This window comes from Caballeronia sordidicola (assembly GCF_001544455.2).
Taxonomy (GTDB): Bacteria; Pseudomonadota; Gammaproteobacteria; order Burkholderiales; family Burkholderiaceae; genus Caballeronia; species Caballeronia sordidicola.
In genome coordinates this window covers 22021-35466 of sequence record NZ_FCOC02000024.1, presented here as the reverse complement: position 1 = coordinate 35466, position 13446 = coordinate 22021, and the positions used below count along the sequence as shown (strand labels likewise).

The window sequence follows — 13446 nt, the reverse complement described above, 5'->3', positions numbered from 1 at the left end:
GACACGCCCTGTAGCAAGAGCCGGACCTCCTGCACAGGATTGCGGTTTTTTATTACTCGTCCACGATCGTGCTCAGGTTTACACGAACGCGGCGCAGCAATGAGATCAATTGCGCACGTTCTTGCGCGTCCAGGCCGGCAAGCGCTTCGGTTGCCACCGCGTCGCCTACACGCCGCGCTTTCCCGAGCGCACCTTCGGCTTTCGCCGTCATTCGCACAGTGCGCTCGCGACGGTCGTCGGGATTGGAAAAGCGTTCTATCCAGCCGCCTTCTTCCATGCGGTCGAGCAAACGACCCGCCGATATGGGGGCGACTTCCAGCAGGTCGGCGAGGCGCGCCTGATTGACATCGCCGAAATGCGACAGATACGCGAGCGCGCGGCATTGCGCCCGCGTGAGATCGAGGGACGATTTCGCGAGTTCGTCGAAGCGCTTGCTGCACAAGCGCCCCACGTCCGAAATCAAAAAGCCAAAGCGCTTGTCGAGATGCGTTTCCATTTCTTGATTATACGAAAGATGCTCGCGTCCACCGCTAGTAAAGGCGTGTTTGAGGCGTACGGGTTTGTCCGGGTTTTTGATCTCTTGTCACGATTATGAGCGTCGTTATAATAAGCATGCTTATTATTTGATCCCACGATCCGGCGTCTGAATGTCCTCTGAATCAATGCCATCGAGCGCCGCTGACGCGCCGCTCAACCGGCCCATGTTGACCATCTCGATCATGCTTGCCACGCTGATCCAGACGCTCGACAGCACAATCGCCAATGTCGCGTTGCCGCATATGCAGGGCACGCTGTCGGCGTCGCAGGACGAGATCACGTGGGTGCTGACGTCCTACATCGTGGCCGCCGCCATCGCCACGCCGCTTACTGGCTGGCTCTCCGACCGCCTGAGCACGAAACGCTTGCTGATCATATCGATCGGTGGTTTCACGGTTGCGTCCGCGCTGTGCGGGTTATCGGAAACGCTTGCGCAGATCGTTGCGTCGCGCTTGTTGCAGGGCATTTTCGGCGCGTCGCTCGTGCCGCTTTCGCAATCCATCCTGCTCGACATCAATCCACGTGAAAAGCAGGGCCAGGCGATGGCCGTCTGGGGCATGGGCGTGATGGTCGGGCCGATCCTCGGGCCAACGCTCGGCGGGTGGCTCACGGATAGCTACAACTGGCGCTGGGTGTTTTTCATCAACGTGCCCATTGGTGCGTTTGCGCTTTTTGGCGTGCTTACTTTCCTGCCAGCGCGCGCCGCAAAGCATGGCGTGAAGTTCGATGCATTCGGCTTCGCCACACTCGGCATCGCGATCGGCGCATTCCAGGCCATGCTGGATCGTGGCGAACAACTGGACTGGTTCGGTTCGCTCGAAATTCGTATTGAAGCCATTCTCGCGGCGCTCAGTTTTATCTTTTTCCTCGCGCACACCGCGACGGCGGGCAAGCGCTCGTTCTTCAAATACGAGTTGCTGAAGGACAGGAATTTCGCGACCGGGGTATTTTTTATTTTCGTGATCGGCGCGGTGATGTACGCCACGCGCGCGCTCTTGCCGCCCATGCTGCAAAACCTGATGAACTATCCGGTCGCGACCACCGGCCTTGTCACCGCGCCAAGCGGCGCGGGCACCATGCTCGCCATGCTGATCGCGGGACGCATGCTTCGACGCACCGACGCGCGGCTGCTCCTGCTCGCAGGCTTCCTGATTTCGGCGTTCGCGCTATGGCAGATGATGCAATACACGCTGGTGCTCTCGGTGTCCGACATTGTCTGGCCCGGCGTGATCCAGGGCTTCGGCCTTGGTTTCGTATTCGTGCCCCTGAGCGCGCTGACGTTCTCAACCTTGACGCCTGAACTCCGCGCCGACGGCACCGCGACCTATAGCCTGATGCGCAATATTGGCAGCAGCATTGGCATATCGATCGTGCAAACCATGATGACGCGCAACACGCAGGTCGCACACGCCGATCTCGCGGCGAATGTGAACGTTTTCAATCCATCGATGCAACCCATGCTGCAAGGCGGTTCGCAGATGAGTCTCGCGCTGATGGATCAAACCATCAACCAGCAGGCGCAGATGATCGCGTACCTGAACGACTTCAAGCTGATGTTCGTCGCGACCTTGCTGGTCGTGCCGCTCGTGTTGCTGATCCGGCCAGCGCGCCCGGTTCCGGGCGAAACCCTCGTGCACGCAGCGGCGGACTGACAAAAACTATTTGATGGAAGAATCGCGCACGAGGTCGCGTTGCGTCAGGTACACACGCAGATCGAACTCGATCTGGTGATATCCGGGCTGCATGAATTCGCACAGCCGATAAAACGCCTTGTTGTGATCGCTTTCCTTCAGATGCGCGAGTTCGTGCACAACGATCATGCGCAGGAATTCCGGCGGCGCTTCCTTGAAAAGCGACGCCACGCGGATCTCCTTTTTCGCCTTGAGCTTGCCGCCCTGCACACGCGATATGGCCGTATGCAGGCCAAGCGCATGCCGCAGCACGTCCAGCTTGGCGTCGTACATGACTTTGTCGATGGCTGGCGCCACGCGCAGAAACTCCTGCTTCAGGTCGGTCGTGTATTCATAGAGCGCGCGATCCGACTGCACGGCATGCCGATGTGGATACCGGTCGGCGAGATACATGCCGAGCTTGTCGTCGGCGATCAGTTTGCGAACCTTGTCCTGAAGCGTTTGCGGATAGGCGCTCAGGTATTTCAGAGGAAGCATGGCGATACCACTTGCTTAATGACTGCGTTGCGTGCTCCACACGATACACGCGATCAGCGCGAGCTGAAGCGGCAAACGCGCAACGAGGAGCCATACGGGAATGCTGGGAAAGAGTTCAGCGTGCTGGAGCATGAAGATATTGGCCGGCGTCACCGCGATGGTCAGGAGTGCGAGCCCGATTCCCGCCATGGACCGCGTGCGTCTGATCGCGATTCCGGCGGCGCCGAGCAATTCGAAAACCCCGCTGATAATCACGGCCGCGATGGGCGCGGGTACGAACGGCGGCACGATCTGCACGAAAAAAGGCGTCAGCAGGAAATGGCAGATCCCGCCGATCGCAAACCAGAGGAACACGAACGCAAGCGCTAGGCGGCGCGCGTTTGACACTGGCGGCGATGCAAGTCTCGATAAACCCATGACATGTCCTGCGAGAGGCAGAAAAGGGTTACACGATACTCGCATGAATAGAAGCCGGTCTCAAAACAAGGAGAGGCCTGGCGAACTGCGCCTGCAAATCGAGCGAAGCGATACAAGCGCGGCGGCTTTTGGTTTTGTCGCCTGTGATGTGCGCGTTGCAGAAGATAAAGCGGCCGGACAAAAATTTCTCCGCTCGCCAGACTAGCGGATTGCAGCGGGGATTTCGGCTCAGACCGTTTCTGTTTCCGCCAAGGCCGTTTTCGAACGTCCGTTGCTCGTGGCTATGCGCGACGGCTCGCGTCCAATGGTTTCCTCATAAATCGCGAGATAGTCCTGGCTCACTCGGCTCACGCGGAGCCGGTCAAGATTTGCCTTTGCTCGATCCGCCCAGTCCGCACGCACTGCTGAATCCGTGAGCAAGGTATCCAGCGCGCCCGCAAGTGCGCCAACGTCACCGGGGGGCACAAGGAGGCCGGCCTCGCCAAAGTCCAGCGCCTGCGGAACGCCGTCCACGCTCGAGCCAACGATAGGGCAGCCGGCTTCGCGTGCCTCGCTTATGACAAGCGGACATGGATCATTGAACGAAGCGAGCGCGAAGATATCGGTTTGTTTAAGGAACGCCGCCGCGTTCGTCTGGAAACCGAGAAAATGCACCCGGTCGCACATGGCGTACTTGAGCATCAACTGTTCGAACTCCGCGCGATCAGGGCCATCGCCTATCAGGTACAAATGCGCGCCTTTGCTGCGTTCGATGCGTGAGAACGCATCCATCAGCACGGCAATGCCCTTGCGGCGGTACATGCCCGCAATAGTGACGACATTTGGATGGACCAGCTCTGGAACCGCTGGACGCTCGACGCTTTGCTTGCGGCGAGGGGAGTCAATTGTGCCGTTTTCGATGTTGCGCATGCGGGCTGCGGGTATGCCGCGTCTTATCATTGCCTTTTCGACGGCGGCGCTGACTGCGACAACAATATCGGCCACGCCCATAAGCCTTGCGGAGCGTTGGAATTCATTGTGCACGGTGCTGACAATGCGATAGGAACGCCACAAGCGGACGATTTTGGCGATCAGCGCTCCGGTCATCATGTGCACATGCACGACGTCCGGCTTTTCACGCACCACAAGCTCATCGAACTTCCGGCACATGCTTGGCAATTTATGTAGTTGGGGTTTCTGCTCAAGGTGGACATGTTTTACGCCATGCTTGGCGAGAACGGCTTCATATTCCCCGCCGGCGCTTGCAACAACCACATCATGCCCGGCGTCGGCCTGGCTGCAAGCAAGGTCTATCACAACGTTCACGATGCCATTACCGATCTCTAGAACATGATTGGCAAGATGGATGATTTTCAGCGATGCTTTTATTTCGCCTCGTTCAGTCTTCATTCCACAACACTCCCTGCCTCTCGTCGTTCATGCGCTCGGATCAAGATGGGACTGTAATTAAAACAATTGAAATCGAATGTGACTTGGCGCACGTAAAACCAACCGTACGATTTGTTTCTCATAACAAGCATTATGAGAAAGCGTGCCGGCGTGACGCGCGAGCTTCTACGGCGGTGGAACTACAGAGCGCTGATGATCCCGATTTTGAGCTATCTTTGATTGGGGACGGACCGTGTAGGCATGCAGTCCTGATTGGCGTGATGAGGCGGTTGGATGTCTTGCTATAAGACGCCGCAAGAGGAGCCCCAAAAACAAAAACCGCCCAGCAAGCTGGGCGGTTTTTACCTCGATCTAACAAGGATAATTCTGGTCGGGGTGAGAGGATTCGAACCTCCGGCCTCTACGTCCCGAACGTAGCGCTCTACCAGGCTAAGCTACACCCCGAATATTCACTCAGAGACGGTTTGTTTCCTTTTCAGGACTGTCTTGCCGTCGAGTAAGAACATAATTCTAGCAGGCTCTCTTTAAAAATGGAATCTGGAAACGCAGAAATTGCGTTTGCCGCCGCCTGCGCTTCCTGACGCGCGCATTTCAGCGTGTGATCGAGCGCGCCCGAGGTGGTAATGGCTTCGAAAATAGTATCGAATTTATCGGTGCCGCCTTGTTCGATAGCCTCGCGCGCAAGCGCCGCCTGTTGCGCCGTGCCGTGCTCCATCAAGTAGATGAGCGGAAGCGTGGGTTTGCCTTCGCGCAGATCGTCGCCCGCGTTTTTCCCCATGGATTCCGCCGTGCCCGTGTAGTCGAGCCAGTCGTCCATGATCTGGAACGCCGTGCCAATGCGCCGCCCGAATTCCGCCGCGGCGGCCTCCGTCTTGGCGTCCGACCCGGACAGCACCGCGCCAAGCTGCGCCGCTGCTTCGAAAAGCTTCGCCGTCTTGTAGCGGATCACCTGCATGTACCGCGCTTCATCTACATCCGGGTCGTGCATGTTGAGCAACTGCAGCACTTCGCCTTCGGAGATCACGTTGGTCGCGACCGAAAGGATCTCCATCACGCGCATCTTGCCTACGCCGACCATCATTTCGAACGACCGCGAGTAAAGAAAGTCGCCGACAAGCACGCTCGCCGCATTGCCGAACAGCGCGTTCGCGGTCTTGCGGCCGCGCCGGAGATCGGATTCGTCGACGACGTCATCGTGCAGCAGGGTCGCCGTATGGATGAACTCCACCACCGCAGCCAGCTCATGCCGGTGACCAGTGGTGTCTCCAAGCGCGCCCGCCACGAGTAGCAGCAGCGCGGGACGGAGCCGTTTGCCGCCGGCCCCGATGATGTATTCGGAAATCTGGTTGATCAGCATCACTTCGGATGCCAGGCGCTGCCGGATGACGCGATTGACCTGCTGCATGTCCTCGGCGATAGGCTCGAGCACGTTGGCGGCGTTTGGGGAGGAAGTGGCAGTGGACGACATGATCGGCAATTAGGATAGTGCCGCGAATTATAAGGCGAATCGGCCGATGGACGCCTCTAATAGACGTCCCGGACTGCCCGCACGAGAGCTGGCATGCGGCGGATCCCGGTATTGGTCAGGATAATATTGCGTGTGCATTGCCCCGTCTGGGCGCAGCGCCGCCCTTTTTGCGATCAACAAGGGTTTTGACGGAGAGCCTAACTCTCTGTATAATCACGCGTTTTCGCGCACGGTGTGCGGAAAAATGAATTCAGAGTGAGGTTCTCAATGTACGCGGTCATAAAAACCGGTGGCAAGCAGTATAAGGTTGCTGTCGGCGAAAAATTGAAAGTAGAACAGATACCGGCAGACATTGACGCTGAAATCACGCTCGACCAGGTTCTCGCAGTAGGCGAAGGTGAATCGATTCAATTCGGTGCACCGCTGGTCAGTGGGGCTTCCGTCACATGTACCGTCGTGTCCCAAGGTCGTCACAAGAAGGTCACGATCTTCAAGATGCGTCGCCGGAAGCACTACCAAAAGCACGCTGGCCATCGCCAGAACTATACCGAACTGCGTATCGACGCTATCAACGCTGCTTAAAGCGTCGAGTCGATAAGCCAAACGGTCAAGGAGCTATCAAATGGCACACAAAAAAGCAGGCGGGTCATCCCGCAATGGTCGCGACTCAGAATCAAAGCGCCTCGGCGTGAAGGTTTATGGCGGCCAGGCAATCAACGCCGGCGGAATCATTGTTCGCCAGCGCGGCACGCGCATGCACCCGGGCGACAACGTCGGCATTGGCAAGGATCACACCTTGTTCGCGCTGACGGACGGCCACGTCACGTTCACGACGAAGGGCGCTGCAAAGAAGCATCTGGTCAACGTAGTCCCGGCTGCCTGAGCAACATTCAGGCACGGGCTTCAGGACCGGAAAGGGCCCCGCGAAGTTCGCGGGGCTTTTTTTATTGGCTGCTTTTTTACGCGGTCAGGTAGTGACATATATCGAATGGTCTAGTGGCTGGCATCGGCTGGTCGCGGCAAAATAGCGGAACATCGCTGAAACACGGGACGGAGCAACTCATGAAGTTCATTGACGAAGCGAGAATTGAAGTCATCGCCGGCGACGGAGGGGATGGCAGCGCGTCGATGCGGCGCGAGAAGTTCGTCCCGTTCGGCGGACCGGACGGTGGCGACGGCGGCCGGGGCGGCAGCGTGTATGCGGTCGCGGATCGCAACATCAACACATTGATCGACTACCGGTACGCCAAGAAGCACCAGGCCCGCAATGGTGAAAACGGCCGCGGCGCCGACTGTTACGGTAAGGGTGGCGACGACATCATCCTGCGCATGCCGGTCGGCACGATCATCGCGGATACGGAAACGGGCGAACTGATCGCCGATCTGACCGAGCACAACCAGAGCGTACTGATTGCGCATGGCGGCGCGGGCGGTCTCGGCAACCTGCATTTCAAGTCGAGCACGAACCGCGCGCCGCGCCAGAAGACGGAAGGCAAGCCCGGCGACCGGCGCATGCTGCGGCTTGAGCTGAAAGTGCTCGCCGACGTCGGCCTGCTCGGCATGCCGAACGCCGGAAAGTCGACGTTTATCTCGTCGGTATCGAACGCGCGGCCGAAAATCGCCGATTATCCATTCACCACGCTTGCGCCAAATCTTGGGGTGGTGCGCGTCGGGCCGGAAAAGAGCTTCGTGATCGCGGACATTCCGGGTCTGATCGAAGGCGCGGCTGAAGGTGCGGGATTGGGTCACCGATTCCTGCGGCATTTGCAGCGCACCGGCGTGCTGCTGCATCTCGTGGATCTCGCTCCGTTCGACGAAGCCGTCGATCCCGTGCAGGAAGCGCGCGCAATCGTCAACGAGCTGCGCAAGTACGACGAAGCGCTGTATGAAAAACCGCGCTGGCTCGTGTTGAACAAGCTGGACATGGTGCCGGAGGACGAGCGCAAGGCGCGCGTCGCGGACTTTATCAAACGCTACGAATGGGACGGCCCGGTGTTCGAAATCTCGGCGCTGACAGGCCAGGGTTGTGAAGGACTGACGTACGCCATCTTCGATTACATCTCGAAGAATTCGGACGCGTCGCGTGCCGCCGAGGCCGAAGATCTCGCCGCCGACGTGCGTTTCCGCGATGAACCCGCCGCCATCGCGCCTCAACCCGCGCCGGAAATCGCCGCAGACGACCAGGACGAAGGCGAAGCGTAAGAAATTCGGCCCGTGGCTGTCGAGCCAAATTCCGAGCCAATTCGAAGCAAATCCCAGGAGAAATGCGTCAGATGCGTTCCGTCATAGCTGCTTCGAAGCGACTCGTAGTGAAAGTGGGATCGAGCCTCGTGACAAACGACGGCCGTGGGCTCGATCACGCGGCCATCGAGCGCTGGGCCGCGCAGATCGCTGCTTTGCGCGGGCAGGGCAAGGAAGTCATCCTGGTGAGTTCGGGCGCGATTGCCGAGGGAATTCACAGGCTGGGCTGGACGAAACGGCCGCGCGAGATCGACGAACTGCAGGCCGCGGCGGCGGTAGGACAAATGGGTCTGGCGCAAGTCTATGAAAGCAGCTTCGGAAAGCACGGCATACGGACCGCGCAGATCCTGCTGACCCACGCCGATCTGGCTGATCGCGAACGTTATCTGAACGCACGCTCAACGCTGCTCACCTTGCTGCGCCTCGGTTGCGTGCCGATCATCAATGAAAACGACACGGTCATCACCGATGAAATCAAATTTGGCGACAACGACACGCTCGGTGCGCTGGTCGCGAATCTGATCGAAGGCGACGCGCTGGTTATTCTCACCGACCAGCGTGGATTGTTCACCGCCGATCCTCGCCGCGATCCCATGGCCACGCTGGTGGAACAGGCCGACGCCGGAACGCCGGAACTCGAAGCCATGGCAGGCGGCGCGGGTTCCAGCCTCGGGCGCGGCGGCATGCTTACGAAGATTCTTGCAGCGAAACGTGCGGCGCATAGCGGCGCGAACACTGTGATTGCGAGCGGACGCGAATCGGATGTCCTGACGCGGCTTGCTTCAGGCGAAATGATCGGCACGCAGCTTGTTGCCCGGACTGCGCGTATTGCGGCGCGAAAGCAATGGATGGCCGATCACCTGCAAGTGCGCGGGCACGTTGTCATTGACAACGGCGCGGTCGAGAAACTCACGGCAGGCGGCAAAAGCTTGCTGCCAATCGGCGTAGTCGACGTCCAAGGCGCGTTTGCACGTGGCGAAGTCATTGCGTGCATGAATCCTGACGGACGCGAAGTGGCGCGCGGGATCACGAATTACAGCAGTTCGGAGGCGCGTTTGATTCAGCGCAAACCAAGTACCGAAATTGAAACGGTGCTCGGATACATGCTGGAGCCCGAACTTATCCACCGCGACAATCTGGTGCTTGCCTGAGCCGTTGTCGTTAAAAAAGCCGCCATTTGGCGGCTTTTTTGTTTAAACGGCGTTGATTCTGTCAAACTCAGTGATAGTTCGACACCGCCGTCCGTTTCATCTGGATATTCGACAAAATTTGCTTCGCTGACCCCGTCGGCAATTTGTTCGCGCAGAAGTAGTCCTGGTACAGCGCCGCGTGATACGCGTTCAACTCGCCGTTTTCAATGCGCGCGAAGTCGCTTTCCACCGCGCGATCCCAACCGTTCTGATCCTCGTTGATACTCGCGTACAAGCGCCAGTTGTAGTTGTCGCAGCGAATCCCTTCGTAGTTCACGTTGCGCGCGCCGGCCGGGCTCTGCACAACGACCGTGTAGCGGATCACGCCGTCGTCGCCGACGCTGAGCGAGTTTTTATCGATGAAAAAACTGAGCGGCGTGTTTTGCGACACGTTGAACGGCACCAGGTCGGCCTGCTGCGGCAAGGGCGGAATGGTCTCGACCTTGTTTTCGGTCCAGTTCGGCTTGCGGTCCATCAAATAGACAAACGCGCTGTCGTCCTTGTTGGTCGGCTTCGAACTGCCGCAGCCGGCGAGCACGGCAAGGGCTGCCGCGGATGCCGCGAACAATGCAATGGCTTTCAATTCTTGAATCCCTGAGGTTGATGCAGAAGCGCCTGCAAATGAATCGGATCTCGCGAGTATCCGAGATCCATCTCCGACGCCGCATGAAAAAAAGCGGCGCGCGTTGCCGCACCGCCGCTTTGAATGACACACGTCCTAATCCCGCAAAGGACGTTGTGCGTAGATATGCAGCTCTTCGGTCACCGAACATTCTGCCTGAATGACTTGGCCGTTAGCAGAAACGGACGCGTCCTCCATGGTCATGCTCCCAATCACGCGCGGATACCGGTTGGCGTGACGCGCCAAATGTTCCGCGCGCTCGGCGCGCACGGCGGCGCGCCTCAGGAAGCGAGAAAGTTCCGTGAGCGCAAGCTGATATACATCACGCTTGAACTCGATCACCGCGTCGAGCGGGACCCAGTATTCGTTCCACCGCCAGGCATCGAATTCCGGATGATCAGTCGCACGCAAACAAATGTCACAGTCGCGGCCTACCATGCGTAACAAAAACCAGATCTGTTTTTGTCCACGATAGTGCCCGCGCACCTCGCGCTTGATGAACTTGTCCGGCACCTCATAACGCAGCCAGTCGCGGGTTCGACCCACGACCTTCACGTGTTCCGGCAGCAAACCGGTTTCTTCGTGTAACTCCCGATACATCGCTTGCACAGGGGTTTCGCCGTACTTGATGCCCCCTTGCGGAAACTGCCAGGAATGTTCACGCAGCCGCTTGCCCCAAAACACTTCGTTGTGCGCGTTCAAGAGGATGATGCCGACGTTCGGGCGAAAGCCTTCACGATCCAGCATACAACCACCTTCGAATCCTTTAAAATTGCTTTGATTATAAACAGATAACGGGCCTGGCGCACCGGCACGAACCCGAATTCGGGCGTTCGTTTCGCGTGGGCGTTGAGGCGGGCGGTGCTTGTCAGCGCCTCGCATCGCTATCCCGTCGTTCACTTGTTCCGCACGTCAGCCGGACCGGGCCGCAACGCCCATTCAGGCTGACGCGCTCCCGCTTTGGAAAATTTTTGAATGAAAGCATCCCGTTTCTTTATCGCCACCCTGAAGGAAGCGCCGACCGACGCTGAAATCGTCAGCCATCAGCTCATGGTGCGTGCAGGCATGATTCGCCGCGTTGCGGGCGGTATTTACAGCTATCTGCCAATCGGCCTGCGTTCCATCCGCAAGGTGGAAACCATCGTGCGCGAAGAAATGAACCGGGCCGGCGCGCTCGAGTTGCTGATGCCGGCGGTGCAACCGGCCGAACTCTGGCAGGAATCGGGACGCTGGGTGCAATACGGGCCGGAATTGCTGCGTATCAAGGATCGTCACGAGCGCGACTTCGTGGTCGGTCCCACGCACGAGGAAGTGGTGACGGACATTGCGCGTCGCGAGATCAAGAGCTACAGGCAGTTGCCGGTGAACTTCTATCAGGTCCAGACGAAGTTCCGCGATGAAATCCGCCCGCGTTTCGGCGTGATGCGCGGACGCGAATTCATCATGAAGGACGCGTATTCATTCGACCGCGATCAGGCGAGTCTGGCCGAATCATACAAGAAGATGTTCGATGCCTACGTGCGCGTGTTTTCGCGCATTGGCCTGGAATTCCGTGCGGTTGCCGCGGATAACGGTTCTATTGGCGGCAGCGGTTCGCATGAGTTTCACGTGATCGCGGAAACGGGTGAAGATGCAATCGCGTATTGTCCGGCATCGGACTACGCGGCGAACGTCGAAGCCGCCGAGGCTTTGCCGCTGAACGCCACGCGCGCAGCCCCGGCCGAAGAGATGAAAAAGACGGCAACGCCGGGCAAGGCGAAGTGCGAAGCCGTGGCCGAGCTGCTGAACATTCCGCTGCAACGGACCATCAAGTCGATCATTCTCGCGACCGAAAACGAAGGCGCCGAGCCGACCATCTGGTTGCTGATGCTGCGCGGCGATCACTCGCTCAACGACGTCAAGACGGGCAAGTTGCCGGGTTTGTCGGGTTATCGGTTCGCAACGGAAGCCGAGATTGTCGATACCTTCGGCACGCCGCCCGGCTATCTTGGCCCGATCAACACGAAAAAGCCGATCAAGGTGATCGCGGACAGCACGGTCGCGAACATGAGCGATTTCGTGGTCGGCGCGAACGAGGTGGACTATCACATCACCGGCGTGAACTGGGGCCGCGATCTGCCGGAACCGATCGTGGCGGACATCCGCAACGTGCTGGCAGGCGACCCGTCGCCGGACGGCAAAGGTCCGCTCGAAATTTGCCGCGGCATTGAAGTGGGCCACGTGTTCCAGCTTGGCACGAAGTATTCGGACGCCATGAACGCCACGTTCCTCGATGAAAACGGCAAGCCCGCGCCCATGCTGATGGGTTGCTACGGCATCGGTATCACGCGGGTTTTGGGCGCTGCGATTGAACAGAATTTCGATGCGAAGGGCATCATCTGGCCGGAATCGATTGCACCGTTCGAAGTCGTGCTGTGCCCGATGGGTTATGACCGCAGCGACGCCGTGCGCGAGCAGGCCGATAAGCTTTACGCGGCGCTGCAGGCTGCGGGTATCGACGTGATTCTGGACGATCGCGGCGAGCGTCCGGGCGTGATGTTCGCGGATTGGGAGCTGATCGGCGTGCCGCATCGGCTGGTGATCGGCGATCGCGGGCTCAAGGAAGGCAAGCTCGAATATCAGGCGCGACGCGACACCGAAGCGACCCTGCTGCCGGTGGAAGACGCCGCCAACGTGGTGATCGAAAAGGTGCGCGCCGCGCTCGCGAGCGGAGTGACGCGGTAAGTGCAGTACAACTTCCTCTCGGCGACGGTATTGCTGATCCTGATCACCGATCCGCTCGGCAATATCCCGATCTTCATCAACGCGTTGCGGGGTGTGGCGAAGGAGCGCCGGCGGATCGTGATTTTGCGCGAAGTAGCGATCGCGTTCGGGATCCTGCTGCTGTTCATGCTTGTTGGCGACCGCTTTCTTCGCGCGATGAGCCTGACGGATTTGTCGTTGAGACTGGGCGGCGGGATTGTGTTGTTCCTGATTGCGCTGCGGATGATCTTTCCGCATCCCGATGGCCCCATGGGCGGCGATTCGCGCGGCGGCGAACCGCTGATCGTGCCGCTTGCCATTCCCGCGCTCGCCGGTCCGTCTGCGCTGGCAACGGTGATGCTGCTGACATCGCAGGCGCCAGGGCAGATGTGGGAATGGGTCGGCGCGCTGACCGTGACCATGCTCGTCTGCGCAGTCGTGCTGGTGATGGCCGAGAAGATCCAGCATTGGCTGGGCGAGCGCGCGGTGACTGCGTTCGAGCGGCTGATGGGGCTGGTGCTGGTTGCAATATCGGTGGAAATGATCCTGACCGGGATTCGCACCTTCGTGCATCAACTGGCGGCGAGCAACTGACGCTCCACGTGCAACAGTGGTGTCCATAAAACAGAAGGCCGTTTCAACATGAGTTGAAACGGCCTTCTTTCATATTTC

Annotated in this window: 14 protein-coding genes and 1 tRNA gene; 7 read left to right on the top strand and 8 right to left on the bottom strand. The window is 59.0% G+C overall.

The features are described from left to right. Positions 1-52 precede the first annotated feature (52 nt). Positions 53-496, bottom strand: a complete 444-nt coding sequence (locus AWB64_RS26355; protein WP_060858357.1) for a MarR family winged helix-turn-helix transcriptional regulator — start codon at positions 494-496, stop codon at positions 53-55. Between the two features lie 151 nt (positions 497-647). Between AWB64_RS26355 and AWB64_RS26350 the strand changes: the two genes are divergently transcribed. Beyond that, the gene (locus tag AWB64_RS26350) at positions 648-2189 is read left to right on the top strand and encodes a DHA2 family efflux MFS transporter permease subunit (protein ID WP_060858356.1); all 1542 of its coding nucleotides are present in this window, start codon (positions 648-650) and stop codon (positions 2187-2189) included. 6 nt (positions 2190-2195) lie between these two features. On the opposite strand, the gene AWB64_RS26345 is transcribed toward AWB64_RS26350, so the two are convergent. The 5 genes from AWB64_RS26345 to AWB64_RS26325 all read right to left on the bottom strand — a co-directional run bounded on the left by AWB64_RS26345 (position 2196) and on the right by AWB64_RS26325 (position 5979). After that, positions 2196-2705: a M48 metallopeptidase family protein gene (locus AWB64_RS26345; protein WP_060858355.1), complete on the bottom strand. Its 510-nt coding sequence runs from the start codon at positions 2703-2705 to the stop codon at positions 2196-2198. 15 nt (positions 2706-2720) lie between these two features. Further along, on the bottom strand, positions 2721-3122 hold the full coding sequence (locus tag AWB64_RS26340; protein ID WP_060858354.1) for a DoxX family protein: 402 nt from the start codon (positions 3120-3122) through the stop codon (positions 2721-2723). 228 nt (positions 3123-3350) lie between these two features. Next, a complete protein-coding gene (locus AWB64_RS26335) occupies positions 3351-4511 on the bottom strand; it encodes a glycosyltransferase family 4 protein (RefSeq protein WP_244164210.1) in 1161 nt (386 codons plus the stop codon). 367 nt (positions 4512-4878) lie between these two features. Continuing rightward, a tRNA-Pro gene (locus AWB64_RS26330) sits at positions 4879-4955 on the bottom strand. 31 nt (positions 4956-4986) lie between these two features. Next, positions 4987-5979 carry a polyprenyl synthetase family protein gene (locus AWB64_RS26325; RefSeq protein ID WP_060858353.1) on the bottom strand — a complete coding sequence of 331 codons (993 nt, stop codon included), beginning with the start codon at positions 5977-5979 and terminating at the stop codon, positions 4987-4989. Positions 5980-6246: 267 nt separating this feature from the next. Between AWB64_RS26325 and rplU the strand changes: the two genes are divergently transcribed. The 4 genes from rplU (at position 6247) to proB (ending at position 9371) form a co-directional block, all read left to right on the top strand. After that, positions 6247-6561, top strand: coding sequence for a 50S ribosomal protein L21 (gene rplU, locus AWB64_RS26320; RefSeq protein ID WP_056354755.1), 315 nt, complete (start codon positions 6247-6249; stop codon positions 6559-6561). A 40-nt stretch (positions 6562-6601) separates the two neighbouring features. After that, positions 6602-6862, top strand: a complete 261-nt coding sequence (rpmA, locus tag AWB64_RS26315; protein ID WP_056354760.1) for a 50S ribosomal protein L27 — start codon at positions 6602-6604, stop codon at positions 6860-6862. Positions 6863-7041: 179 nt separating this feature from the next. Beyond that, on the top strand, positions 7042-8181 hold the full coding sequence (gene obgE / locus AWB64_RS26310) for an Obg family GTPase CgtA (protein WP_060858352.1): 1140 nt from the start codon (positions 7042-7044) through the stop codon (positions 8179-8181). Positions 8182-8252: 71 nt separating this feature from the next. Beyond that, entirely contained in the window at positions 8253-9371 is a 1119-nt protein-coding gene (gene proB / locus AWB64_RS26305; protein WP_060858399.1) for a glutamate 5-kinase, read from the top strand. A 67-nt stretch (positions 9372-9438) separates the two neighbouring features. Here the strand turns inward: proB and AWB64_RS26300 are convergent, their stop codons facing one another. After that, positions 9439-9993 (bottom strand): CNP1-like family protein, encoded by a 555-nt coding sequence (locus AWB64_RS26300; protein ID WP_060858351.1) that lies wholly within the window; start codon positions 9991-9993, stop codon positions 9439-9441. A gap of 135 nt (positions 9994-10128) precedes the next feature. Further along, on the bottom strand, positions 10129-10779 hold the full coding sequence (locus tag AWB64_RS26295; RefSeq protein WP_060858350.1) for an RNA pyrophosphohydrolase: 651 nt from the start codon (positions 10777-10779) through the stop codon (positions 10129-10131). 228 nt (positions 10780-11007) lie between these two features. On the opposite strand from AWB64_RS26295, the gene AWB64_RS26290 reads away from it, so the two are divergent. Both AWB64_RS26290 and AWB64_RS26285 read left to right on the top strand, forming a co-directional pair. Next, positions 11008-12756, top strand: coding sequence for a proline--tRNA ligase (locus AWB64_RS26290; RefSeq protein WP_060858349.1), 1749 nt, complete (start codon positions 11008-11010; stop codon positions 12754-12756). After that, positions 12757-13368, top strand: coding sequence for a MarC family protein (locus AWB64_RS26285; protein WP_060858348.1), 612 nt, complete (start codon positions 12757-12759; stop codon positions 13366-13368). Positions 13369-13446 lie beyond the last annotated feature (78 nt).

Bases quoted from the DNA above. Each gene is read 5' to 3' on its own strand.
- AWB64_RS26355 (WP_060858357.1), bottom strand. From the start codon at position 496: ATGGAAACGCATCTCGACAAGCGCTTTGGCTTTTTGATTTCGGACGTG.
- AWB64_RS26350 (WP_060858356.1), top strand. From the start codon at position 648: ATGTCCTCTGAATCAATGCCATCGAGCGCCGCTGACGCGCCGCTCAAC.
- AWB64_RS26345 (WP_060858355.1), bottom strand. From the start codon at position 2,705: ATGCTTCCTCTGAAATACCTGAGCGCCTATCCGCAAACGCTTCAGGAC.
- AWB64_RS26340 (WP_060858354.1), bottom strand. From the start codon at position 3,122: ATGGGTTTATCGAGACTTGCATCGCCGCCAGTGTCAAACGCGCGCCGC.
- AWB64_RS26335 (WP_244164210.1), bottom strand. From the start codon at position 4,511: ATGAAGACTGAACGAGGCGAAATAAAAGCATCGCTGAAAATCATCCAT.
- AWB64_RS26325 (WP_060858353.1), bottom strand. From the start codon at position 5,979: ATGTCGTCCACTGCCACTTCCTCCCCAAACGCCGCCAACGTGCTCGAG.
- rplU (WP_056354755.1), top strand. From the start codon at position 6,247: ATGTACGCGGTCATAAAAACCGGTGGCAAGCAGTATAAGGTTGCTGTC.
- rpmA (WP_056354760.1), top strand. From the start codon at position 6,602: ATGGCACACAAAAAAGCAGGCGGGTCATCCCGCAATGGTCGCGACTCA.
- obgE (WP_060858352.1), top strand. From the start codon at position 7,042: ATGAAGTTCATTGACGAAGCGAGAATTGAAGTCATCGCCGGCGACGGA.
- proB (WP_060858399.1), top strand. From the start codon at position 8,253: ATGCGTTCCGTCATAGCTGCTTCGAAGCGACTCGTAGTGAAAGTGGGA.
- AWB64_RS26295 (WP_060858350.1), bottom strand. From the start codon at position 10,779: ATGCTGGATCGTGAAGGCTTTCGCCCGAACGTCGGCATCATCCTCTTG.
- AWB64_RS26290 (WP_060858349.1), top strand. From the start codon at position 11,008: ATGAAAGCATCCCGTTTCTTTATCGCCACCCTGAAGGAAGCGCCGACC.